Annotated in this window: 20 protein-coding genes; 5 read left to right on the top strand and 15 right to left on the bottom strand. The window is 63.0% G+C overall.

Translation table 11 applies throughout. The features are described from left to right. Nucleotides 1-60 precede the first annotated feature (60 nt). The 12 genes from RX328_RS01890 to RX328_RS01835 all read right to left on the bottom strand — a co-directional run bounded on the left by RX328_RS01890 (nt 61) and on the right by RX328_RS01835 (nt 14,431). Complete coding sequence (locus tag RX328_RS01890; protein WP_213250958.1) at nt 61-591, bottom strand: hypothetical protein; 531 nt, start codon at nt 589-591, stop codon at nt 61-63. A 34-nt stretch (nt 592-625) separates the two neighbouring features. Continuing rightward, entirely contained in the window at nt 626-2,026 is a 1,401-nt protein-coding gene (gene lpdA / locus RX328_RS01885) for a dihydrolipoyl dehydrogenase (protein WP_213250957.1), read from the bottom strand. A 34-nt stretch (nt 2,027-2,060) separates the two neighbouring features. Continuing rightward, entirely contained in the window at nt 2,061-2,807 is a 747-nt protein-coding gene (locus RX328_RS01880) for an SDR family oxidoreductase (RefSeq protein ID WP_213251045.1), read from the bottom strand. Nucleotides 2,808-3,241: 434 nt separating this feature from the next. After that, nucleotides 3,242-4,477: a 2-oxoglutarate dehydrogenase complex dihydrolipoyllysine-residue succinyltransferase gene (gene odhB / locus RX328_RS01875; protein WP_213250955.1), complete on the bottom strand. Its 1,236-nt coding sequence runs from the start codon at nt 4,475-4,477 to the stop codon at nt 3,242-3,244. A gap of 152 nt (nt 4,478-4,629) precedes the next feature. Then, nucleotides 4,630-7,587, bottom strand: a complete 2,958-nt coding sequence (locus RX328_RS01870; protein ID WP_213250953.1) for a 2-oxoglutarate dehydrogenase E1 component — start codon at nt 7,585-7,587, stop codon at nt 4,630-4,632. 135 nt (nt 7,588-7,722) lie between these two features. Then, on the bottom strand, nt 7,723-8,607 hold the full coding sequence (gene sucD, locus RX328_RS01865) for a succinate--CoA ligase subunit alpha (RefSeq protein WP_213250951.1): 885 nt from the start codon (nt 8,605-8,607) through the stop codon (nt 7,723-7,725). A 38-nt stretch (nt 8,608-8,645) separates the two neighbouring features. After that, entirely contained in the window at nt 8,646-9,122 is a 477-nt protein-coding gene (locus RX328_RS01860) for a DUF1579 family protein (protein WP_213250949.1), read from the bottom strand. 2 nt (nt 9,123-9,124) lie between these two features. Continuing rightward, nucleotides 9,125-10,324: an ADP-forming succinate--CoA ligase subunit beta gene (gene sucC / locus RX328_RS01855; protein WP_213250948.1), complete on the bottom strand. Its 1,200-nt coding sequence runs from the start codon at nt 10,322-10,324 to the stop codon at nt 9,125-9,127. A 133-nt stretch (nt 10,325-10,457) separates the two neighbouring features. Next, nucleotides 10,458-11,426, bottom strand: coding sequence for a malate dehydrogenase (gene mdh / locus RX328_RS01850; protein WP_213250947.1), 969 nt, complete (start codon nt 11,424-11,426; stop codon nt 10,458-10,460). A 186-nt stretch (nt 11,427-11,612) separates the two neighbouring features. Next, nucleotides 11,613-12,797, bottom strand: coding sequence for a cell division protein ZapE (zapE, locus tag RX328_RS01845; RefSeq protein WP_213250945.1), 1,185 nt, complete (start codon nt 12,795-12,797; stop codon nt 11,613-11,615). Between the two features lie 209 nt (nt 12,798-13,006). Further along, a complete protein-coding gene (gene thpR / locus RX328_RS01840) occupies nt 13,007-13,543 on the bottom strand; it encodes an RNA 2',3'-cyclic phosphodiesterase (RefSeq protein WP_028348494.1) in 537 nt (178 codons plus the stop codon). A gap of 177 nt (nt 13,544-13,720) precedes the next feature. Next, on the bottom strand, nt 13,721-14,431 hold the full coding sequence (locus tag RX328_RS01835) for an arylesterase (protein ID WP_213251043.1): 711 nt from the start codon (nt 14,429-14,431) through the stop codon (nt 13,721-13,723). On the opposite strand from RX328_RS01835, the gene RX328_RS01830 reads away from it, so the two are divergent. From RX328_RS01830 to RX328_RS01815, 4 genes are all read left to right on the top strand, one after another. Beyond that, on the top strand, nt 14,430-15,143 hold the full coding sequence (locus tag RX328_RS01830) for an ABC transporter ATP-binding protein (protein WP_213250943.1): 714 nt from the start codon (nt 14,430-14,432) through the stop codon (nt 15,141-15,143). The genes RX328_RS01835 and RX328_RS01830 overlap by 2 nt on opposite strands. Beyond that, nucleotides 15,140-17,710, top strand: coding sequence for an ABC transporter permease (locus RX328_RS01825; protein WP_213250941.1), 2,571 nt, complete (start codon nt 15,140-15,142; stop codon nt 17,708-17,710). The genes RX328_RS01830 and RX328_RS01825 overlap by 4 nt, the downstream gene beginning before the upstream one ends. Nucleotides 17,711-17,952: 242 nt before the next feature. Then, nucleotides 17,953-18,744: a Bax inhibitor-1/YccA family protein gene (locus RX328_RS01820; protein WP_213250939.1), complete on the top strand. Its 792-nt coding sequence runs from the start codon at nt 17,953-17,955 to the stop codon at nt 18,742-18,744. Nucleotides 18,745-18,885: 141 nt separating this feature from the next. After that, nucleotides 18,886-19,428: a GNAT family N-acetyltransferase gene (locus tag RX328_RS01815; protein ID WP_213250937.1), complete on the top strand. Its 543-nt coding sequence runs from the start codon at nt 18,886-18,888 to the stop codon at nt 19,426-19,428. Nucleotides 19,429-19,520: 92 nt separating this feature from the next. Here RX328_RS01815 and RX328_RS01810 read toward each other — a convergent pair whose 3' ends face one another. The 3 genes from RX328_RS01810 to acnA form a co-directional block, all read right to left on the bottom strand. Further along, nucleotides 19,521-19,892 carry a DUF2794 domain-containing protein gene (locus tag RX328_RS01810; RefSeq protein ID WP_213250935.1) on the bottom strand — a complete coding sequence of 124 codons (372 nt, stop codon included), beginning with the start codon at nt 19,890-19,892 and terminating at the stop codon, nt 19,521-19,523. A gap of 431 nt (nt 19,893-20,323) precedes the next feature. Continuing rightward, nucleotides 20,324-21,085 carry a DUF1223 domain-containing protein gene (locus RX328_RS01805; RefSeq protein ID WP_213250933.1) on the bottom strand — a complete coding sequence of 254 codons (762 nt, stop codon included), beginning with the start codon at nt 21,083-21,085 and terminating at the stop codon, nt 20,324-20,326. A gap of 158 nt (nt 21,086-21,243) precedes the next feature. Beyond that, nucleotides 21,244-23,964: an aconitate hydratase AcnA gene (acnA, locus tag RX328_RS01800; RefSeq protein WP_213250932.1), complete on the bottom strand. Its 2,721-nt coding sequence runs from the start codon at nt 23,962-23,964 to the stop codon at nt 21,244-21,246. A gap of 224 nt (nt 23,965-24,188) precedes the next feature. Between acnA and ccmA the strand changes: the two genes are divergently transcribed. After that, nucleotides 24,189-24,791 carry a heme ABC exporter ATP-binding protein CcmA gene (ccmA, locus tag RX328_RS01795; RefSeq protein WP_213250930.1) on the top strand — a complete coding sequence of 201 codons (603 nt, stop codon included), beginning with the start codon at nt 24,189-24,191 and terminating at the stop codon, nt 24,789-24,791. Nucleotides 24,792-25,055: the final 264 nt, after the last annotated feature.

Here is a 25,055-nt window from a genome sequence, read left to right as displayed (position 1 = left end):
AGCACTATTGTCTCTGGGATACTGGGTCGCCCGGTCAAACCGGGCGACGACAGCAAGAAGCTATCGCGCTTCGTGCACGCTCTTGCGAAAACGTGCGATCGTGCGCAGCATGCGCGATGACCAGCTATCACCGTCGCCGCGCAAAATTTCCCGGATGCGCTGCTTGATTGGATAGACCAGGGCGGCTGCCTTGGCGCGCATCGCCAGGATGAACTCATAAATGTTCTTGAACCACGCCATCTGCAGCAGCTTCGGCCGCGTCACGTCGAAGATAAACGCGGTGACGCCGACGCTGAGGAATTTGCCGAGCACGAAAACGACGGCGGCGCTGAACCAATATTCATTCGCCAGCAGCCACAAGCCGACCAGCTTGAGCGGAAACAGCGGAATCACCGGCACGGCAAATACGATCAGCGTCATCGCCGGCGACAGCGCATCGACGCGGTCGGACAGCCATTGCTTGAAGGCGCGAAGCGGGATCAGCGCGACGATGCGCTCGACGATCGGCTCGAGATGATCCCACAGCCATGCTTCGATCAGAAAGATGACCGCAAGCAGGACCCAGAACGGCTGAAACAGGCGACGCATCATCTAAGTGGTCTCTGCCCGCTTCTGCCGGGTTCAATCACATATGGATGGCACGTTTGCCGACCCCAAGCGCGGCTTCCTTGATCGCTTCCGAGCGGGTCGGATGCGCATGACAAGTCCGCGCCAGATCCTCGGCAGAGCCGCCAAACTCCATGAGAACAGCGGCTTCATGGATCATTTCGCCGGCTTCGCGGCCGACAATGTGCACGCCGAGCACACGGTCGGTCTTCGCATCCGCGAGAATCTTCACAAATCCGTCAGTGGTCTGGTTGACTTTGGAGCGACCGTTGGCGGTGAACGGGAATTTGCCTGAGGTGTAGGCGACGCCGGCCTGCTTCAGCTCTTCCTCGGTCTTGCCGACCGACGACACTTCCGGCGTGGTATACACGACGCCTGGGATCACATCGTAGTTCACGTGGCCCGCTTGCCCTGCGATGATTTCGGCGCAGGCGACGCCTTCGTCCTCCGCCTTGTGCGCGAGCATCGGCCCTGCCACGACGTCGCCGATCGCATAGACACCCTTCACGCTGGTCGAAAAATGCGCATCGATCTGCACACGGCCGCGACTGTCGAGCGCGATACCGGCTTCCTTGCACCCGAGGCCTTCGGTGTAGGGCACGCGGCCGATGCAGACCAGCACCACGTCGGTCTCAATCGTTTCCGCTGCGCCGCCCGCCGCCGGCTCTACCGTCGCCTTCAACGTCTTGCCGGAAGCGTCGACCGCCGTCACCTTGGCGCCGAGCTTGAATACAAAGCCCTGCTTTTCGAGGATGCGCTGGAATTGTTTTGCGACTTCCCCATCCATGCCGGGCAGGATGCGATCGAGGAATTCGACGACCATGACCTCAGCGCCAAGCCGTTTCCAGACCGAGCCGAGCTCCAGCCCGATCACGCCGGCGCCGATGATCAGAAGCCTCTCCGGCACCCTGTCGAGCGACAGCGCGCCGGTCGACGACACGACACGCTTCTCGTCGATCTCGATGCCGTTGAGCCGCGCGATGTCGGAGCCGGTGGCAATGACAATGTTCTTGGTCTCGACCGTCTGCGACTTGCCGTTACTGCTGACCTCGACCTTGCCGGCGCCGAGAATCTTGCCGGCGCCATAGAGGACGTCGATCTTGTTCTTCTTCATCAGGAACTCGACGCCCTTGACGTTGCCGTCGATGCCCTGCTGCTTGAAATTCATCATCGCCGGCAGATCGAGCTTCGGCGTGGAGACGCTGACGCCCATCTTGGCAAAGGAGTGCGCGGCCTCCTCGAACATTTCGGATGCGTGCAGCAGCGCCTTCGACGGCATGCAGCCGACGTTGAGACAGGTGCCGCCCAGCGTTGCGTTCTTCTCGACCACGGCCACCTTCATGCCGAGTTGCGCCGCGCGCACCGCGCAGACATATCCGCCCGGACCGGTGCCGATGACGACGAGATCGTAGGAAGCCATGATGAAGTCCTGTAGCTGAGAAAGGTGTCAGGTATTACCGGCCGCCCGATACATCAAGGATGGCGCTGGTGACGTAGGAAGCCTCGTCCGAAATCAGCCAGACGATGGCATTGGCGATTTCTTCCGCAGTGCCGACGCGCTTCATCGGCACCATGTGAGCGAGCCGATGCGCGCGATCGGGCTCGCCGCCTGAGGCATGAATCTCGGTATCGATGAGTCCAGGCCGGATCGCCGCGACGCGAATGCCCTCGCCGGCGACCTCATGGCCGAGACCGATGGTGAAGGAATCCACCGCGCCCTTGGACGCCGCATAATCGACATACGTATTGGGTGAACCGAGTTTCGCCGCGACCGAGGAAAGATTGACGATGACGCCGCCCTCGCCGCCGTTGCGGGTCGACATTCGCTTCACGGCTTCGCGCGCGCATAAAATGCTGCCGGTCACGTTGACCGCCATCATGCGCTGAATGCGCTCGGCCGACATGTCCTCGACCCGCGCCGACGGACCGACGATGCCGGCATTGTTGACGAGCGCGCCGAGCGTTCCGAATTCGTCCGATGCCTTGAACAGCGCGAGAATGTCGGCCTCGCTGCCGACATCGCATTTCACGGCAATCGCCTTGCCGTTCTTGCGCTCGATCAGCTCGACGACTTCCTTCGCCGCAGCTTCATTGCTGGCGTAGCCGACCACGACGCGAAAACCGCGCGCCGCGGCAGCGATGGCGGCCGCACGGCCGATGCCGCGGCTACCGCCGGTGATCACAACAACCTTGTCCGTCACATCAGCCCCCAACGCCTGAGTTTCATACGGCATCCTCGTCTCATGATTTCGGAGACTGTGTGATTGTCCAACTGGTCGTAAGATCGGGATTCTCGACCGTCTCACCCGTCGATCGTAGTCTGTATTGCCCCGGCCCGGCCGCCTGAAACGCTCGAAGATCCGGCGGTAACGTCATGGTCTGTCCTGTCCACAACTTGCCTTCACACACAATTGCAATGCCTCCGGGGTTCGCGCTGACGATCCGCCCCCAACATTGAACCTGTGACGTCACCGTCTTTTCGTCCGCTGCAAGGTAGGTGATGCCTGCCAGAACCAATTGGCCGACGAGACCGTCCCCTTCCTCCTGATCCCATGGAGGCGGACCGCCATAGGGAAATTCCGATGGCACCCAGGGCGGGCGCGCTGAAGCATCATCCGACACAGCAACCCGCAACCTAGAGATCCAGCACCAGCCGTGCCGGATCTTCCAGGCTTTCCTTGACGCGCACCAGGAAGGTCACCGCCTCCTTGCCGTCGATCACGCGGTGATCGTAGGACAGCGCCAGATACATCATCGGGCGCACCTCGATCTTGCCGCCGACGACCATCGGCCGCTCCTGGATTTTGTGCATGCCCAAAATGCCGGATTGCGGCGCGTTCAGGATCGGCGTCGACATCAGCGAGCCGTAGATGCCGCCATTGGTGATGGTGAAGGTGCCGCCCTGCATCTCGTCGATCTTGAGTTGGCCGTCGCGCGCGCGGCGGCCGAAATCGGCGATCGATTTCTCGATGTCGGAGATCGACTTGTGGTCGCAGTCGCGCACCACGGGCACGACCAGGCCCTTGTCGGTGCCGACGGCAACGCCGATGTGGTAGTAGTTCTTGTAGATCAAATCGGTGCCGTCGATCTCGGCGTTGACGGCCGGGATGTCCTTCAACGCCTGCACCACCGCCTTGGTGAAGAAGCCCATGAAGCCGAGCTTGCTGCCATGCTTCTTCTCGAACACGTCCTTGTACTGGGCGCGCATCGCCATGATGTGGCTCATGTCGACCTCGTTGAAGGTCGTCAGCATCGCAGCCGTGTTCTGCACGTCCTTGAGCCGCCGCGCGATGGTCTGGCGCAGCCGCGTCATCTTCACGCGCTCTTCGCGCGCGGCGTCGTCTGCCGGCGATGGCGCGCGCACCTGCACGGACGCGGCTGGCTGATGGACCGGGGTCGGCGCCGACGCCGCCTTCTCGATCGCGGCCAGCATGTCGCCCTTCGTGACGCGGCCGTCCTTGCCCGAGCCGGGAACGGTCGCGGCATCGATGCCGCTCTCGGCGGAGAGCTTGCGAACCGACGGCGCCAGCGGCGCATCCGATGCTGCAGCCTTCGGAGCCGCAGCAGGGGCAGCGGCGGGCGCTGCAGCCGGAGCGGCGGCCTTGGCCGGCGCGGCCGGCTTGGCGGCGCCGGCCGCGCCTTCGTTGATCTGCCCGAGCAGCGCGCCGACGGCGACGGTCTCGCCATCCTTGGCCGCGATCTCGCCGAGCACGCCGGCCGATGGCGCCGGCACCTCGATGGTGACCTTGTCGGTCTCGAGTTCGACCAGCGGCTCATCCACCGCCACGGCTTCGCCGGCCTTCTTGAACCAGCGGCCGATGGTGGCTTCCGTCACGGACTCGCCGAGCGTCGGAACACGAATTTCAGTCATGGTATGGTTTCCTCAGTAACCTTTAAGCCTGATCAGTTCCAAAGTAGTCATCGCCCGCGAAGGCGGGCGATCCAGTACGCCGAGACGGTCATGATCGAATTCTAACGGCGCCGGGTACTGGATGCCCCGCCTTCGCGGGGCATGACGGAATGCTAGTTCAGCGCCTCATCCAGCATGGCCTTGAGCTGCGCCAGATGCTTCGACATCAATCCGGTGGCGGTTGCTGCCGAGGCGGCACGGCCGGCGTAACGCGGACGCCGGTTCGGCGCGTGGATCTGGTTCAGCACCCATTCCAGATAGGGCTCGATGAAATGCCATGCGCCCATGTTGCGCGGCTCTTCCTGGCACCAGACCACTTCGGCATTCTTGAAGCGGCCGAGCTCCTGCACCAGCGCCTTCAGCGGCACCGGATAGAGCTGCTCGATGCGCAGGAGGTAGATGTCGTCGATGCCGCGCTTCTCGCGCTCCTCGTAGAGGTCGTAATAGACCTTGCCCGAGCACAGCACGACGCGGCGGATCTTGTCGTCCGGCGCCAGCTTGATCTTCTCGTCGGGCAGCATTTGCGCGTCATCGTACAGAATGCGGTGGAAGGTGGTGTCCGCGCCCAGTTCGTCGAGCCGCGAGACCGCGCGCTTGTGCCGCAACAGCGACTTCGGCGTCATCACGATCAGGGGCTTGCGGATCTCGCGATGTAACTGGCGCCGTAGCACGTGGAAGTAATTCGCCGGCGTGGTCGGATACACCACCTGCATGTTGTCTTCGGCGCACATCTGCAGGAAGCGCTCGAGCCGCGCCGAGGAGTGCTCCGGTCCCTGCCCTTCATAGCCATGTGGCAGCAAGCAGACGAGACCGGACATGCGCAGCCATTTGCGTTCGCCGGATGAGATGAACTGGTCGAACAGCACCTGCGCACCGTTGGCGAAGTCGCCGAACTGGGCTTCCCACATCGCCAGCGCCTTCGGCTCGGCCAGCGAATAACCGTACTCAAAGCCGAGTACCGCCTCCTCGGACAGCAGCGAGTTGATGACCTCGTAGTGGCCCTGATCGTGGCCAAGGTGGTTGAACGGCGTGTAGCGGCTCTCGTCTTCCTGGTCGATCAGCACCGAATGGCGCTGCGAGAAGGTGCCGCGTTCGGAATCCTGGCCGGATAGCCGGACGTGGTGGCCTTCCTGCATCAGCGTGCAAAACGCCAGCGCCTCGCCAGTCGCCCAATCGATGCCGACGCCATTATCAATTGCCTTGGCGCGGTTTTCCAGGAAACGCTGGATGGTCCGGTGAACCCGGAAACCATCCGGCACCTTGGTGATCTTGCGGCCGATATCCTTGAGGACACGGACATCGACGCCGGTGACGCCGCGGCGGGCATCTTCTTCCTGGTCGGCGGATTTGAAGCCGGCCCATTTGCCGTCGAGCCAGTCGGCCTTGTTGGGCTTGTAGCCGGAGCCCGCCTCAAGCTCGGCATCGAGCCGAGCGCGCCAGTCGGCCTTCGCCTTCTCGACCTCGCCTTCGGTCAGCACGCCGTCGGTGACCAGGCGCTTGGCGTAGAGTTCGAGCGTCGACGGATGCGAGGCGATGTGCTTGTACATCACCGGCTGGGTAAACGCCGGCTCATCGCCCTCGTTATGGCCGTGCCTGCGATAGCAGAACATGTCGATCACGACCGGCTTGTGGAATTTCTGCCGGAACTCGATCGCGACCTTCGCCGCGAACACCACAGCTTCCGGATCGTCGCCGTTCACGTGGAAGATCGGCGCATCGATCATCTTCGCCACGTCGGACGGATATGGCGAGGAGCGCGAATAGCGCGGATAGGTGGTGAAGCCGATCTGGTTGTTGACGATGAAATGCAGCGAGCCGCCGGTGCGGTAGCCCTTCAGATCCGACAGGCTGAAGCATTCCGCCACTACGCCTTGGCCGGCGAACGCGGCGTCGCCGTGCAGCAGCAGCGGCAGCACCGAGATGCGCATGTCGGGCGGATCGCCGTGCTGGTCCTGCTTGGCGCGCACCTTGCCGAGCACGACGGGGTCGACGATTTCCAGATGCGACGGGTTGGCGGTCAGCGACAGATGGATCTTGTTGCCGTCGAACTCGCGGTCGGACGACGCGCCGAGGTGATACTTGACGTCGCCCGAGCCTTCGACGTCCTCGGGATTGGCGGAGCCGCCCTTGAATTCATGGAACAGCGCGCGGTGCGACTTGCCCATCACCTGCGTCAGCACGTTGAGGCGGCCGCGATGCGGCATGCCAAGCACGATTTCCTTCACGCCCAGATTGCCGCCACGCTTGATGATCTGCTCCAGCGCGGGGATCAACGACTCGGCACCGTCGAGGCCGAAACGCTTGGTGCCGGTGAATTTGAGATCGCAGAACTTCTCGAAGCCTTCGGCTTCGATCAGCTTGTTGAGGATGGCGCGCCGCCCTTCCGGCGTAAAACTGATTTCCTTGTCCGGCCCCTCGATGCGCTCCTGGATCCAGGCCTTCTGCGCGGCGTTCGAGATGTGCATGAACTCGACGCCAAGGGTCTGGCAGTAGGTGCGCTCACAGATCGCGACGATCTCGCGCAGCGAGCCGTATTCGAGGCCGAGCACATGGTCGAGGAAGATCTTGCGGTCGAAGTCCGCCTCGGTGAAGCCATAGGTGCGCGGATCGAGCTCTTCGCGATCGCGCGGCGCTTCGATGCCGAGCGGATCGAGCTTGGCGTGGAAATGACCGCGCATGCGGTAGGCGCGGATCAGCATCAGGGCGCGGACCGAATCGCGCGTCGCCTGGTTGACGTCGGCAGCGGATAATTCGGCGCCCCTGGCCTGCGCCTTGGCGGCCAGCTTGGCGCCGACGGCCTTCTCGACAGTGATCCAGTTACCGTCCAGCGCCGAGGTCAGTTCGTCCTGCGGCGTGATCGGCCAGTTGTCGCGGCCCCAGGACGGCCCATCGGCGTTCTTCTGGACGTCTGCCGGGGTGTCTTTCAGGCTCTTGAAGAATTCCCGCCAGTCGCTGTCGACCGAGCCGGAGTCTTGCTCGTAGCGGGCGTAGAGCTCGTCGATATAGGTGGCGTTGGTGCCCTGCAAAAATGATGAAAGGGCAAATGCTGCGTTCGCGTCCTGGCGAGACATGATGACGTCCTGGTGAGTTTCGCTTTGCGCGTGGAAAACGGCGCTGTAGCCGGTCCGGGAGGCCCGAACCAGCTCGGTAAGAAGCTTTACCCTATTTAGGGCGGATATTCCCGCCTAAAAGAACCAAGGACTGAATTAAAACTTCAATTTTTCGGCAAGGGTATGTCCAAGTCGTGCCGGCGACGGAGATACCGTAATTCCGGCCGCTTCCATGGCCGCCGTCTTGGATCCGGCGTCGCCCTTGCCGCCGGAGATGATCGCGCCGGCATGACCCATACGGCGGCCGGGAGGGGCGGTGACGCCGGCGATGAAGCCAACCATCGGCTTTTTCCGGCCGCGCTTGGCCTCGTCCTTAATGAACTGGGCGGCGTCTTCCTCGGCCGAGCCACCGATTTCACCGATCATGATGATCGAGGTGGTCTTGGGGTCGGCCAGGAACATTTCGAGCACGTCGATGAATTCGGTACCTTTGACCGGGTCGCCGCCGATGCCGACCGCGGTGGTCTGGCCGAGGCCCTCCTGGGTGGTCTGGAACACGGCCTCATAGGTCAACGTGCCCGATCGCGAAACGATCCCGACGCTGCCCGGCTTGAAGATATTGGCCGGCATGATGCCGATCTTGCACTCGCCCGCGGTCATCACGCCCGGGCAGTTCGGCCCGATCAGGCGGGATTTCGATCCCGACAACGAACGCTTCACGCGCACCATGTCGAGCACCGGAATGCCCTCGGTGATGCAGACGATCAGCGGAGTTTCCGCATCGATCGCTTCGCAGATCGCGTCCGCCGCGCCCGGCGGCGGAACGTAGATCACACTGGCGTCAGCGCCGGTCTTCTCGCGCGCCTCACGAACGGTGTCGAAGACGGGCAAGCCGAGATGCGTCGAGCCGCCCTTGCCCGGCGAGGTGCCGCCGACCATCTTGGTGCCGTATGCGATCGCGGCTTCCGAATGGAACGTGCCGTTCTTGCCCGTAAAACCCTGGCAGATGACTTTGGTGTTGCTGTCGATCAGAACGGACATGATTGCGAACGCTTTCTTCGGTGACCGTGAACGAGGGGTTAATGAATGCGCCGGTACGTGCCGGTGAGCACGTCGGCCCATCCTTCGGCATCAGGCGAGAACTGGATCTTCATGGTGTAGTTGTTATCGTCGACGACTTCGTAGACATGACGCGCATTGCCGCGCAGCGAGCCGCGCACTAGGATCAGCGCCTTGCCGCTCCAGCCGCCGGAGGCCGGTGCCGGCGAATAGTAGCCGAGCGAATCGTGCCAGAATAATTTGTAGGTCCGGTCGTCGCGGTCATAGGTGAACACGCCGTGAGTGGCGAACGTCTCCTTGCCGTCCCGCATCTGACGGGTGTCCTGAATCAGATAAAAGCCGTTGAGATCCATGCGCGCGACCACATGCGAGGTCGCCGGACCGCCCGCGGTCCAGCGCGACGGATAGACCATTTCCTCGCCCGCCCACTCGCCCGCAAAAACCGCGAGCCGGCGGTGTTCTTCCAGCGGTGTTGGAGCGGCGAGACGGTCAGCCATCGTTAGCCTCCCTTGACGGCTTTCACGATTTTCTGTGCGGCATCGTCGAGATTGTCGGCAGGTACCACGTTGAGGCCGGATTCGCGGATGATCTGCTTGCCGGCGTCGACATTGGTGCCTTCGAGCCGCACCACCAGCGGCACTTTCAGGCCGACTTCTTTAACCGCAGCGACCACGCCTTCAGCGATGATATCGCACTTCATGATGCCGCCGAAGATGTTGACCAGGATGCCCTTCACGTTCGGGTCGGCGGTTATGATCTTGAACGCCGCCGCCACCTTCTCCTTGCTGGCGCCGCCGCCGACGTCGAGGAAGTTGGCGGGCTCCATGCCGTAGAGCTTGATGATGTCCATGGTCGCCATCGCAAGGCCGGCGCCGTTGACCATGCAGCCGATGGTTCCGTCGAGCGTCACATAATTCAGATCATACTTCGACGCCTCGACTTCCTTGGCATCTTCCTCGGTCAAATCGCGCAACGCCACCGCCACCTCGGGATGGCGGAACAGCGCGTTGTCATCGAACGACACCTTGGCATCGAGCACGCGCAGTTCGCCCTGCTTGGTGACGACGAGCGGATTGATCTCCAGCATCGCCATGTCCTTGGCAACGAAGGCGGTGTAGAGCTGCGTCACCAGCTTCTCCGCCTGCTTGGCGAGATCACCGGTAAGGTTCAGGGCTTTCGCGACCGTGCGGCCGTGATGGGCCATGATGCCGGTTGCCGGATCTACCGAGAAGGTCACGATCTTCTCAGGCGTGTTATGGGCGACCTCTTCGATATTGACGCCACCTTCGGTCGAGACCACGAACGCGACTTCAGACGTTTCGCGGTCGACGAGGATCGAGAGATAAAACTCCTTGTCGATGTCGGAGCCTTCCTCGATGTAGAGGCGGTTGACCTGCTTGCCCTGCGGGCCGGTCTGCACCGTGACCAGCGTCGCCCCCAGCATCTGCTTGGCGAATTCGTTGACCTCGGCGACGGATTTCGCGATGCGGACGCCGCCCTTGTCGCCGGCGGAAGCTTCCTTGAATTTGCCCTTGCCGCGGCCGCCGGCATGGATCTGGCTCTTCACCACCCAGATCGGGCCGGGAAGCTGTTTGGCGGCGGCTTCCGAATCCGAGGCCTTCAAAACAGGCACGCCGCGGGAAATCGGCACGCCGAATTCATGCAGCAGAGCCTTGGCCTGGTATTCGTGGATATTCATTTGGACGCTCCCCAAGACCCTTAGCGGCGAATTCTACAGCTCACCGGCATTGGTAGTTGGCATACCATATACCAATATAACTGCAACCCTGAAAACGCTTTCGCCCCTGGCAAGGGGCGAAAGCTGTATGAAATCAACGACCGAGCAGATCGGGCGCGATCTTCTTGCAGGCGTCGACCAGGCCCTGCACCGCGCCGACCGACTTGTCGAAGGCTTCGCGATCCTTGCCGGCCAGCTCGATCTCGACGATGCGCTCGACGCCCTTCGAGCCGATCACGACGGGAACGCCGACATACATGTCCTTCACGCTGTACTCGCCGTTGAGATAGGCGGCGCAGGGCAGCACGCGCTTCTTGTCCTTCAGATAGCTCTCGGCCATCGCGATCGCCGAAGCGGCCGGCGCGTAGAACGCCGAGCCAGTCTTCAGGAGGTTGACGATCTCGGCGCCGCCGTTGCGGGTGCGGTCGACGATCTCGTCGATGCGTGCCTGCGAGGTCCAGCCCATCTTGACGAGGTCGGGCAGCGGAATGCCGGCGACGGTGGAGTAGCGCGTCAGCGGCACCATGGTGTCGCCATGGCCGCCGAGCACGAAAGCGGTGACGTCCTCGACCGAGACGTGGAATTCGTCGGCCAGGAAATAGCGGAATCGCGCGGAGTCGAGCACGCCAGCCATGCCGACCACCTTCTTGTGCGGCAGGCCGGAAGCCTTCTGCAGCGCCCACACCATCGCATCCAGCGGGTTGGTAATGCAGATGACGAACGCATCGGGCGCATACTTCTTGATACCGGCGCCGACCTGCTCCATGACCTTGAGGTTGATGCTCAAGAGATCGTCGCGGCTCATGCCGGGCTTGCGCGGCACACCGGCGGTGACGATACAGACCTTGGCGCCATCGAGCGCCTCATAGGAATTGGCCCCTGTCAGATTGGCGTCGAAACCGTCGACCGGCGAAGATTGCGCGATGTCGAGCGCTTTGCCCTGCGGCACGCCCTCGGCGATATCGAACATCACGACGTCGCCGAGCTCCTTCAGGCCGACGAGGTGAGCCAGCGTTCCGCCGATCTGACCGGAGCCAATCAAAGCAATCTTGTCGCGCGCCATGGGAAATTTGTCCTTCTGAGACGAAGAGTGAGGGGTGGATAATCAGTCGGATGGCTGGTTATCCCTTTCGATTGACCGGTTCAAGCCGGGGCATGCCCAATTCTAAGGCCGCGCCTGGAATTCGTTCAGGTATGCCAAGAAGCACTGTCATTCCGGGGCGCGCACAGCGCGAACCCGGAATGACGGTCACGTCTCCACCAGCCCGGTGCTCGATCCGCTCGCCGCGGAATCCTTCCTTCCATGTGGAAGCGCCAGATAGGATTCGGAACTCATCTCGATCAGCCGCGACGCGGTCCGCTTGAACTCGTTGGCTTCAACGCCCTCGGCAGCGACATACAGCGAGACCGGATCGGCTTCGGCCGAGGCCATCAGCTTCACCGCGTTGTCGTAAAGCGTGTCGATCAGCGAGATAAAACGCTTGGCGGCGTTGCGCGCGGCGTAATCCATCACCGGAATGCGGTCGATCAGAATGGTATGATAATCGTGCGCCAGCCGCAGGTAATCCGACGCGGCCAGCGGCTTTTCGCAGATATCTGCAAAGGAAAATCGCGCCACGCCGTGCGCCGAACAGGGCACGCGCAGGATGCGGCCCTTGATCGCGATGTCGCGCGGCTTGCACGGCGCCTTGCCGGTCATCTTGGCCCAGGCGCGGTCGAGTGCGGCGCCGGCTTCATCATCCGGCGGCACCAGCCACATCTTCACGCCGGCAAGTTTTTCCAGCCGGAAATCGGTGCGTGCGTCGAGCCGCAGCACGTCCATGCGGTGTTCGATTTGCGAAATGAACGGCAGGAACAGCGCGCGGTTGAGGCCCCCTTTGTAAAGATCTTCGGGCGCGACGTTCGAAGTCGCCACGACCACGGTGCCGAGTTCGAACAGTTTGGAGAACAGCCGCCCCAGGATCATGGCGTCGGCAATGTCGGTGACGTGGAATTCGTCGAAGCACAACAGCCACGCCTCGTCGAAGATGGCGTTGGCCGTCAGCTCGATCACGTCGCTATCTGCGATTTCACCGCGCGCGATATTCTGGCGATAGGCGTAGATCTTCTCGTGCGCCTCGGCCATGAATTCGTGGAAATGGGCGCGGCGCTTGCGCTGGACCGGGCTCTGCTGAAAGAACAGGTCCATCAGCATGGTTTTGCCGCGGCCGACCTCGCCGTGAATGTAGAGCCCGCGCGGCGGCGGCTCGCTTTTGTCGCCGAACAATCGGCCGAGCAGGCTTAGCTTGCGCGCCGGCTTGTAGCTCGACAGCCGCTCCTCAAGTGCGGCAAACGCCTCGGCAACTTCCGCCTGCGCGGGATCGGCCTCGATCGCGCCGGAGGAAACCATTGCCTGATATTGTGCGCGGAACGAGGTGGGGTCAGTCGACAGCATGACCCCTTTCGGCCTCAAGCGTGCGGAAATTGCAAGCCGTGAATTGGTGCTGGGGGTATGCTGATGAAGCCATTCCTGGATCGTCATACCCCGCGAAGGCGGGGTATCCAGTACGCCGCGGCCTTTCGGATCTATATCAGGCGTCTCTGGTATGCTGGATCATCCGCTTTCGCGGATGATGACAGCAGGAGAATACCGCGAGCCTGCCCTCACGCACTCAGCGCGTAGGAATCCTCGACCACATAGGGCCCGCCGCCGGTGGACGCGCGGGACGAGAACAACACGAAGCGCGAAGCCCAGAACGTGCGGCTCGGGAAATAGCCGCGCACCGAGAGATAATCGGCAACGTCCTGGCTCGAGGCGTCATGCAGCCGCGCCAGCGTCACATGGGGAATGAATTTGCGCCCCTCCGGATCGAGCCCGAGCCGCTGCATCAGCCTTTCGAGCTCGGCCTGCAGCTCGATCAGCGGCCGGCTCGGCTCGACGGAAGCGACCACTGCGCGCGGTTTCTTGCCCCCAAAGCTCTGCAGCCCCTGCACCTTGACTTCGAACGGCTTGCGGTTGACCCGAAACAGCATCGAGGCGATTTCATTCGCCGACATGCCGTCGATATCGCCAATGAAGCGCAAGGTGACGTGATAATTTTCGGGATCGATCCAGCGTGCGCCGGGAAGGCCGCCACGCAAATTGGAAAGGCTCTGGCCGATCTCGGCCGGAATTTCCAGTCCAGCAAACAAACGCGGCATCGCAAAATCCTCGATGCGAAGGCGCAAGCTTGAGGCTTACGCCTGGAAGCAAACCCGGTGACGAATCACCGATTACCAATTCCTACCCGACTTATGTGACCCTGCGAAGCACGCGGCGCGAGCACTCCGCAATGGTAAGGGAAAAGCTTGGGGTAACCTCATTCGTTGCTGCTTTTTTCAACTCCGCTGCCGGGAGATCGTGCCAACAAATGCCTCCACCATGGGCAGAATATTCTTCACGATAATGTCGACACCCTCGGCTGTCGGATGAATTCCGTCGGCCTGGTTGAGCTTGGCCTCGCTCGCAACCCCCTCCAGGAAAAACGGGTAGAGCGGCACGCCGAACGATTTGGATAGCTCCGGATAGATGGCGTTGAAGCGCGCCGCATATTCGCTGCCGTAATTGGGCGGCGCCAGCATCCCGCACAAGAGAACGGCGATGTTGCGCGCCTTCAGCCGGGTCAGGATATCGCTCAGCGCCGCGCGGGTGACGGCGGGATCGATCCCGCGCAAGGCGTCGTTGGCGCCGAGCTCGAGAATGACCGCCTCGGTTCCCTCCGGGATCGACCAATCCAGGCGGTCGCGACCGCCGGACGTGGTATCGCCGGACACCCCGGCATTGATCATGTCGACCTTTATCCCCTTGTCGCTTAACGCTTTTTGTAGGCGGGCGGGGAATGCTGCCGGCGCAGACAGGCCGAGGCCAGCGCTCAAGGAATCACCGAGAACGACCATTTTGACCGGTTTGGCGGGTGCAGTGGCCGGGGCTTGCGTCTGGGCCAAAGCCGGCCCGGCCGTCATCAAAGCCACAATCAACACGCGTATGTGCGCAAACATCTGTTTCAAGCCCTCGACCCGAGCGGTGGAAGTGCCATATGACCGAGCCATGGACAGTCTCATCGAACCCTCTTCACTGACCGGCGTCGGGCCGGACACCATTTCCATCTCCAACGTCAACATCTCGCTCGGCACAGGCGCCGCCCGCGTTCATATCCTGAAAGATATCAGCCTTCGTGTGGCATCCGGCGAGGCGATCGGCCTGATCGGGCCGTCAGGTTCGGGTAAATCGACCTTGCTGATGGTGATGGCGGGGTTGGAACGTCCTGACAGCGGAGAGGTGGTGGTCAACGGCACGCCGTTCAATGCCCTCGACGAGGACGCGCTGGCCCGCTTCCGCGGTCGCCAGGTCGGCATCGTGTTCCAGTCGTTTCACCTGATCCCCACCATGACGGCGCTGGAAAACGTAGCCGTGCCGCTGGAGCTTGCCGGCAGTCCCGACGCAGCGGAGCGCGCGGCGAAGGAATTGACGTCGGTCGGCCTCGGCGAGCGCCTCCATCATTACCCGACCCAATTGTCCGGTGGCGAACAGCAGCGCGTGGCGCTGGCTCGCGCCCTGGCACCCGATCCCGCCATTCTCGTCGCCGACGAGCCGACCGGCAATCTCGATGAAACCACCGGCAAGCAGATCGTCGACATGCTCTTCACCAAGCATGCCGAGCGGGGCATGACGCTGGTGCTGGTGACGCACGACAGTTCGCTGGCGCAACGCTGCGACCGGGTGGTGCGGCTGCGCTCCGGCCGTATCGACGGGCACTCATGACCACGATTTCCGAGCCGGTCTACAAGAGCCGCGCATCCTCGCTGGCGCTGCGCTACGCGCTTCGCGAATTGCGCGGCGGCCTGCGCGGCTTTTACGTCTTCATCGCCTGCATCGCACTCGGCGTCATGGCAATTGCCGGCGTCGGCTCGGTGGCGGCAAGCCTAAGCGAAGGTCTGACCCGCGAGGGCCGAACATTGCTCGGCGGCGATGTCGCATTCTCGCTGATACAGCGCGAAGCCAAGCCGGAAGAACTCGCTTTCCTGCGCGCGCGCGGCCAGGTGTCCGTCGCGGCCGCGCTGCGGGTGATGGCCCGCGCCAGCGACGGCAAGCTGGCGCTGGTCGAGCTCAAGGCGGTCGACGGCAACTATCCGATGCTCGGACAGTTGACGCTTGATCCCCAAATGCCGATGTCGGATCTGCTGGCTGAACGCGATGGCGCGTTCGGCGCGGCAGTCGATTCCACTCTGCTGGCGCGGCTCGATCTCAAGCTCGGCGACCGCATCGGCATCGGCAACGCCACTGTCCAGATTCGCAGCGTGGTTGGCGCCGAGCCGGACAAGCTCGCCGGCAATGTCGGCCTGGGCCCGCGCGTTCTGGTCAGCGAATCGAGCCTGCGCGCCAGCGGATTGCTGCAGCCGGGCAGCCTGGTGCGCTGGATGTACCGGGTAAAACTGCCGGACAATGCGGCCGACGAACGCGCCGCCGCCCAGTTGGTCAACAGCGCCCGGAGCGCGTTGCCGGAAGCCGGCTGGTGGATCCGCAGCCGCGACAATGCCTCGCCGCAGCTCGAACGCACCATCAACCGCTTCACCCAATTCCTGACGCTGGTTGGCCTCGCCGCCCTTCTGGTCGGCGGCGTCGGCGTCGCCAACGCCGTCAAGAGCCACATCGATCGCCGACGCGACGTCATCGCCTCGTTCAAGGCGCTGGGCGCCACCGGCCGCGACGTCTTCACCATCTACCTGACGCAGGTGATCGTGCTCGCCGGAATTGGCTCGCTGATCGGGCTCGCCGCCGGCGCGGCCTTGCCGTTTGCCATCGTCGGCGTATTCGGCAAATTGCTGCCGCTGCCGGTGATCCCTGCCCTGCACGCCGACGAACTGGCGCTGTCGTTCCTCTACGGCCTGCTCACCGCGCTCGCCTTCGGGCTCTGGCCGCTCGGCCGGGTGCACGACGTGCCGGTCGCCGCATTGTTTCGCGAAGAGGTCGCCCGCGAATGGCACCGCCCGCGCTGGAGCTATCTCGCGCTGATGGCCGTGGTGATCGCACTGCTAGTCGCGGTCGCGATCGGGCTGGCCTATGACAAGCGGGTCGCCGCCGTATTCGTCGTCGCTTCGGTTGCGGTGTTTGCACTGTTGCGCGGCGTCGCCGCCGGCCTGATGGCGCTGGCGCGGCGCCTGCCGCGGTCCAGCATCACCATGTTGCGGCTGGCGATTGCCAATATTTACCGGCCCGGCGCGCTGACGCCCTCGGTGGTGATGTCGCTCGGGCTTGGGCTCGCGGTCCTCGTCACCATTACCCAGATCGACGGCAATCTGCGCCGGCAGTTCCTGGCCGCGCTGCCGGAGCGCGCGCCCTCGTTTTACTTCATCGACATCCCGACCGCCGACGCCGACCGCTTCGGCGCCTTCCTCAAGCAGATCGCGCCGCAATCTAGCGTCGACGACGTGCCGATGCTGCGCGGGCGCATCGTAGCCGCCCGCGGCGTCAAGGCGGACGAACTCAAGCCGTCGCAGGATACGGAATGGGTGCTGCAGAGTGACCGCGGCCTGACCTATACCGGCGAAGTTCCAAACGGCTCGAAGGTGGTCGAAGGTAAATGGTGGAGCGCGGACTACAAGGGGCCGCCGCTGGTCTCGCTGGAGAAGAAGATCGCCGACGGGCTAAAGCTCAAGATCGGCGATGAGATCGTCGTCAACGTACTCGGCCGCGACATCCAGGCCAAAATCAGCAATCTGCGCAACGTCGATTGGCAGGGGCTCGGCATCAATTTCGTGCTGGTGTTCTCACCCAACGCCTTCAAGGGCGCGCCGCACAGCCATGTCGCGACCCTGTCCGAGGTCCACCCCGACCCGGCCGGCGACGCCCGAATCATCAAGCAGGTGGCGGACGCCTTTCCGATGGTGACCAGCGTTCGGGTCCGCGAGGCGCTCGAGACCGTCGGCACCGTCGTTACCAACCTCGTGCTCGCCATCCGCGGCGCCAGCGCCGTGACGCTGATCTCGGCGATCCTGGTGCTCGGCGGCGCGCTCGCCGCCGGCCATCGCCACCGGGTCTACGACGCGGTGATCCTGAAGACGCTCGGCGCAACCCGGGCACGGCTGCTCGGGGCCTATGCGCTCGAGTACCTCCTGATCGGCCTCGCCACGGCCATATTCGGCGTGATCGCAGGCTCGATCGCGGCGTGGCTGATCGTGACGCGGCTGATGACGCTCAGCTTCATCTGGCAGGCTGGCAGCGCGGCCGGGGTGGTCGCAGCCGCCCTGATCGTCACGGTGGGGCTGGGGCTCGCCGGCACGTTGTTGGCCTTGAACCAGAAGCCGGCCAGCGTGTTACGGAATTTGTGACAATTTGTAGCGGCGGAGGCAGGGGTTAACACTGCTTTTACCCGGAAAAAGCTGGCAGAAGCGACATTCAGCCGCGCGTGGAAGCTTGCGTCGAATGTGTTAGTTTCCCACATACCAGCCAAGATCAGTGGCCGGGTTGATGACGTAAGATTAACGTCGGCAGATCGGGACATCTGAGATAGAAATCTAACCGGCGCCGCAAACCCCTTGCGCTCCGCCGGGCAACCAACGGGAATTCGACCATGTCGGACCTAGACCGTAACTACGTATCTCCTTTCGGCCGGGCCGCCGGACGCGTTGACGCCGCGGCCGTCGATGCCGGTCTGCGCGCCTACATGCTGCGCATCTACAACTACATGAGCATCGGCCTGGCCATCACCGGCCTTGCGGCGCTCGGCGTCTACATGGCCGCCGTGACCACCGACCAGGCCGGCGCCGCCGCCCGGTTCGGTAACGCCTTCCTGACGCCGTTCGGCTACGCGATGTATGTCAGCCCGCTGAAGTGGCTGTTCATTCTCGCGCCGCTGGTGATGGTGTTTGCGATCTCGGCCGGCATCAACCGGCTGCGGCCCGCGACCGCCCAGATGCTGTTCTGGGTGTTCTCGGCGCTGATGGGCATTTCGCTATCGTCGATCTTCCTGGTGTATACGCACACCTCGATCGTGCGGGTGTTCTTCATCACCGCGGCGACTTTCGGCGCACTGAGCCTCTACGGCTACACCACCAAGCGTGACATGAGCGGCATGGGGTCGTTCCTGTTCATGGGTCTGATCGGCGTCATCATCGCGAGCCTGGTCAACCTGTTCCTGGCGAGCTCGATGCTGCAGTTCATCGTCTCGGTGGTCGGCGTGCTGGTGTTCGCGGGCCTCACCGCCTGGGATACCCAGCGGCTGAAGAACGAGTACATCTATGGCTACGCTTCGGGAGGCGCTGACGTTGAAGAGCGTGCGGCGATTACCGGTGCACTGTCGCTCTACCTGAACTTCATCAACCTGTTCACGCTGCTCCTGCAGCTCCTCGGCCAGCGCGACTAGCCGCTGCCGGACCCAGGTTCAAGAGCTGAAGCCCCGGCCTCGCGCCGGGGCTTTTCTTTTACTCAGTGCCATGCCCGGGCTTGATCCGGGGCATGGCGGAAAGACCGTTGATCGAGATTTGTCTGCTGGTATCTTTTTGCCATGTCCGCTCCCGAAATCCGGCCCGCCACCGAGGCCGACCTCCCCGCCATCACCGAGATCTATGAGCACGCGGTGCGCTACGGCACCGCCACGTTCGAACTCGTTTCGCCCGACCTCGCCGAGGTGACCCGGCGGTTCAGAGCCCTGTCGGATGGCGGCTTTCCCTATTTGGTCGCCGCCGTCGAAGGCCAGGTGATCGGATACGCCTATGCCGGCCCATACCGGCCACGGCCGGCCTACCGCTTCACGGTGGAGAATTCGATCTATTTGAAACCGGCCACACACCGGCGCGGCATCGGCCTGCAACTGATGAAGCGGCTGATCGCCGAATGCGAGGCGCGCGGCTACCGGCAGATGATCGCGGTCATCGGCGACTCCGCCAATGCCGGCTCGATCGGCGTTCACGCCAAGTGCGGTTTCCAGATGATCGGGACGCATCCCAGCGTCGGCTTCAAGTTCGGCCGCTGGCTCGACACGGTCATGATGCAGCGCGCGCTGGGTGAGGGCGCAACGACGCTGCCGACGGATGGCGTGAATTCGTAGCCCGGATGGAGCGAAGCGCAATCCGGGAATCTCACAGCCGGATAAACCTGCCCCGGATTTCGCTGCGCTACATCCGGGCTACGAACCGCTCGTCAAACCACCGCCAGCTTGCGGTCGATCACCAGCAGCACGCGTTCGAGTTCGTGGCCGCGGCGCAGGATCAGTCCGGTCGCCGAGATCACGCTGTACATGCCCTGCTTGCGCGCAAGCCGCGGATCTTTCTCGATGCGATAGATCGGAACTTCGGAAGCGCGGCGAAATACGGAGAACACCGCGCGGTCTTTCAGAAAGTCGATGGCGTAGTCGCGCCACTCGCCGTCGGCGACCATGCGCCCATACAGATTGAGGATACGGTTGAGTTCGAGGCGATTGAACGTGACGCGATTCGGCGGCGGGCTCGCAGTGGCGACGCGCGCCACTGCGCGGCTATCGCTTGGATCGGTCTCCTCCGAAATCAGAGTCATGGAGCGGCCTCCTGTCATCCAATTTACATGATTGCGCTAACCGCAGGGCGCCGCAAGGGGGTTGTAAATACGAAGGAAACCGCGGCGAATGCCCGGTATCAGCCGGAAATATCGATTCACGGGATCGTTAGCGGAATCTTATTGCTGCCCTACTTCTGCCAACCGTCCGCCCCGCTAGATTGCGAAAAGAAAATCCTGCGTTGGCCCGGTCCTTTCGGTTCCGGATTCCTCAGCCCCCAGCCCCCCGGGGCCGTCGGGATCGGGCCTGTTCGCAGAGGGAGTTAATCCCGATACTGGGCCAACGAAAGTTGGTCCTTTTTCGTTTTTGGGGACTGCTCTCGCAAATGTCGCGCGGCTCTGACTTCGCCGATTATGCGAAGCTGGTTCAAGGTGACAGGAAAGTTAGGCCTCATAGCCCGGGATGGAGCTAATCAGCGCAGCGCCGTCATGGCGGCGCCGAGCATCGCGCCCGGCTTGTCGCGACTGCCGTCCTGGACGTAGACGACCGCAGCGTCCACGCCGTCGCGGGAAATATTTTCAAGCGGAATGGTCCAGCTGCCCGAACCGCCGTTCCAGTCGCCGACCTTCACGAGGTTGCGTACCACGTTGTAGTAGGTGAGTTGTTGGCCGCGATTCTCGCCGCGCCCGATCGAGATCGGCACCGCCTTTGAGACCGAGCAGATCCAGACTTCGCCGCGGCCCGCCGTCGGCACCTTGCTCGCCTCTACTGAGACGTTGAGCAGTTTGCCCGACAACGTCATCTTCACCGGCACCGACATCACGCCTTCAGTCTTGCCGGTATTCTTGATGGCCCCTTCGATGGCGGCGCGATCGCTGCCGATCACCTGCGCCGAGCCATTGACGATCATCTGCGGCGTGTAGAGGTTACGGTCGCCACGCACATGCGAATAGGCCTTCTGACGCGCGCTAAAACGCGAATCCGCCAGCGTGTCCTTCCAGCCAAGATAATCCCAGTAGTCGATGGGCATGCTCAGCGCGATGATGGACGGATCCTTGGCGAGTTCGCCGACGATCTGGTCGGCCGGCGGACACGACGAACAGCCTTGCGAGGTGAACAATTCGACCACGGCACGCGGTTCGGCATGAGCAGGGCGGATGATGGCTATGATCGCGCAGACGCCGAGCGCACCGGACCATCGCGATATGCTGTTGTAGGCCATCATCGCTGTCATCGTGCGGACCGGGCGTAGCGTTTTCCATCCGTATATGTACGGGGCATGATTTGATATCCCAAAGGCGTGCCCCAGACGCGCGAAAGCGGCCTTGTCATAGGCCGCCTTCTTCTTGCTCGCTACTCACTTCGAAGTGAGGCATCGATCACAAATCCGCGTTAAGCCGCGAGTTTGCGCAGCACATAATGCAGAATGCCGCCGTTTCGGTAGTACTCGAGCTCATCGAGGGTGTCGATGCGGCAGAGCAGCGGCACGCGCTGCAGCGAACCGTCGCCGGACACGATCTCGGCCGTCAGGGTTTGGCGCGGCTTCAAATCACCCTGGAGCCCGCGAATCGTCACCGTCTCGTCGCCCTTGAGGCCGAGCGATGTCCACGACGTGCCGTCTTCGAAGGTCAGCGGCAACACGCCCATGCCGACCAGGTTGGAGCGATGGATGCGCTCGAAGCTCTGGCAGATCACGGCGCGGACACCGAGCAGACGGGTGCCCTTCGCGGCCCAGTCGCGTGAGGAGCCGTTGCCGTATTCGGCGCCGGCGAACACCACCAGCGGCACGCCCTCCGCCTGGTACTTCATCGCGGCGTCGTAGATCGGCATCTGCTCACCGTCGGGCCAGTGCTTGGTGAGGCCGCCTTCCGGAATATTGCCGTCGGCGCCCTTCAGCATGAAGTTCTTGATGCGGATATTGGCGAACGTGCCGCGCATCATGATCTCGTGGTTGCCGCGCCGCGTGCCGTACTGGTTGAAGTCGGCGGGTCGCACCTGGTGCTCGCTGAGGAATTTGCCGGCCGGCGAAGTCAGCTTGATCGAGCCAGCCGGCGAGATGTGGTCGGTGGTGATCTTGTCGCCGAACAGCGCCAGAATCCGCGCATCGACGACGTCCGCGATCGGCTCGGGCTGCTTCTTCATGCCCTCGAAATAGGGCGGGTTCTGCACATAGGTCGAGCTCATATTCCAGCGGTAGGTCTCGCTCTCGACCGTCTTGATCTTGCGCCAGTTGGTATCGCCCTTGAACACGTCGGCGTACTTCTTCTTGAAAATCGTCGCTGTCACGAACTTCTTCATGAAGGCGTTGATCTCCTTCGTGGTCGGCCAGATGTCCTTCAGGTACACCGGCTTGCCGTCCTTGCCGGTGCCAATCGGCTCGACCGCGAGATCCTTGGTCACCGTGCCGGCCAGCGCATAGGCGACAACCAACGGCGGCGAAGCCAGATAGTTCGCCTGCACATCCGGCGAGACGCGGCCTTCGAAATTGCGGTTACCCGACAGCACGGCCGCGGCAACGATGCCGTTGTCGTTGATCGACTTTGAAATTTCCTCCGGCAGCGGGCCGGAATTGCCGATGCAGGTGGTGCAGCCGAAGCCGACCAGGTTGAAGCCGACCTTGTCGAGATCCTTCTGCAGGCCGGAATTGGCCAGATATTCCGCAACCACCTGGCTGCCCGGAGCGAGCGAGGTCTTCACCCACGGCTTGGCCGTCAGCCCCTTGGCGGCGGCGTTGCGCGCCAGCAGGCCCGCGCCGATCAACACGCTCGGGTTGGAGGTGTTGGTGCACGAGGTGATCGCGGCGATCACGACGTCGCCATGGCCGAGATCGAAATCCCGGCCCTCAACCGGATAGCGCGTCGCAGCCGCGTCGGGCTTCTTGTACTCGCTGGCGAGCGCGGTCGCGAAGCCGGTGGAAACCGAGGGCAGCGCGACGCGGCCCTCGGGGCGCTTCGGACCCGCCATCGACGGCACGACGTCTTTGAGATCGAGCGTCAGGGTTTCCGTGAACACCGGGTCGGCCGATTTCGCCGTGCGGAACAGGCCCTGCGCCTTGGCGTAGGCCGCCACCAGCGCGACGCGGTCGGCCTTGCGGCCCGAGGTCTTGAGATAATCGATGGTCGCGGCATCGACCGGGAAGAAGCCGCAGGTCGCGCCATATTCCGGCGCCATGTTGCCGATCGTCGCCTTGTCCGCGACCGAGAGATAGTCGAGGCCGGGGCCGAAGAACTCGACGAACTTGCCGACCACGCCCTGCTTGCGCAGCATCTGCGTCACGGTCAGCACGAGGTCAGTCGCGGTGACGCCTTCCTTGAGCTGGCCCTTCAGCTTGAAGCCGACGACTTCCGGCAGCAGCATCGACAGCGGCTGGCCGAGCATGCAGGCCTCCGCCTCGATGCCGCCGACGCCCCAGCCGAGCACGGCAAGGCCGTTGACCATGGTGGTGTGCGAATCGGTACCAACCAGCGAATCCGGATAGGCGACCTCGAAGGTGCCGGTCTTCTTGCCGACCGTCATCTTCTCCTTCTTGGTCCACACCGTCTGCGCGAGATATTCGAGATTGACCTGGTGGCAGATGCCTGTGCCGGGCGGCACGACGGAGAAATTCGAGAACGCCTTTTGGCCCCACTTCAGGAACTCGTAGCGTTCCTGGTTCTGCTTGTATTCCTCGACGACGTTCTTGCCGAACGCCTTGTTGTCACCGAAAAAGTTGACGATGACGGAGTGATCGATGACGAGATCGACCGGGACCAGCGGGTTGATCTTCTCGGCATCGCCGCCGAGCGCCTGCATCGCGTTGCGCATCGCGGCGAGATCGACCACCGCCGGCACGCCGGTGAAATCCTGCATCAACACGCGCGCCGGGCGGAATGCCACTTCATGCTCGAGCTTGCGCTTCCGAAGCCACTTCGAAACCGCGACGATGTCTTCCTTCTTGACCGTGCGACCGTCCTCGTTGCGCAGCAGGTTTTCCAGCAGCACCTTCATCGAATAGGGCAGCTTGGCAATTCCCTTCAGACCGTTCTTCTCGGCGGCGGGCAGGCTGCAATACACGTAAGTTTTGCTGCCGACCTTGAGGGTCTTGCGGCATTTGAAGCTGTCGAGCGAGGTCATGTCAGGAAATCCCAAATTCTAGTTATACCCGGCAAGGTATTTAAATACCGTCAGCGGAAGGCTGGCTTCTTGGCTTGCAGCCGCCGATTGTGTGCTGCATCAAGTTCCGGGCTTATAGAATCTTTCTAGAAGCGCCGCCACAGCGACAAACGTGCTGCAGCAATGCGGTACCCACAAATTCTGACGCGGTACCCATCAATTTCAGAGGGCTGTGACGAAGCAAAATGCGGCTCTCGGGGCGCCAAATCAGTTGTGTCAGAGGCGGCAGAGAAGTGTTCTCGAACCTCGATTTCGAGGCCGCTTCCGGCGAAGTGCTCGCCGTGGTCGGCCCGAACGGCTCGGGCAAGACCTCGCTGTTGCGCCTGATCGCGGGTCTTTTGGTGCCGACCGGCGGAGCAATCGGCCTGGAAGGTGGCGAGGCCGAGCTGACGCTGCCGGAGCAATCCCACTATCTCGGCCATCGCGACGCGCTGAAACCTGCCCTCAGCGTGCTCGAGAACCTTGCGTTCTGGCGGGATTTTTTGGGCGGCGACATCGGCGACGTTAACCAATGCCTCGCTGCCGTCGGGCTCGGCCATGCCACGCATCTCCCGGCAGCCTACCTCTCGGCGGGCCAGCGGCGGCGGCTTTCGATCGCCCGGCTGCTGGCGGTGCGCCGGCCGGTCTGGCTATTGGACGAGCCGACCTCGGCGCTCGACATCGCCGGACAGGACCTATTCGTGGGCGTCATGCGGGAGCATCTCGCCAGCGGCGGGATCATTGTTGCGGCCACCCACACCCCGCTCGGGATCGAGGCGAGCGAGCTGCGGATGGGGGCAAAGAGGTGACTTTGCAGTTGATGCTCCCGCAAATTGTCGTGCGGCGCGGCACCGCTCTCTCCGTTCCCTCCCCTCTTGCGGGGGAGGGTCAGGGAGAGGGGTGCCACGCGACGCGCTCTCTCAAGCTGGCCCGTCGCAATTCTGCTCAGCGGTTCTATCGAACACCTTTTCCGGGGCCACCCCTCTCCCCCGCCCTCCCCCGCAAGGGGGGAGGGAGCGCACCGTCTACGCGGCAATGGCCATGGGCTCCAAGCAACTGTTCGGCGGGGTCCT

It is taken from the genome of Bradyrhizobium sp. sBnM-33 (assembly GCF_032917945.1).
Taxonomy (GTDB): Bacteria; Pseudomonadota; Alphaproteobacteria; order Rhizobiales; family Xanthobacteraceae; genus Bradyrhizobium.
This window is presented reverse-complemented; position numbering and strand designations above follow the sequence as displayed.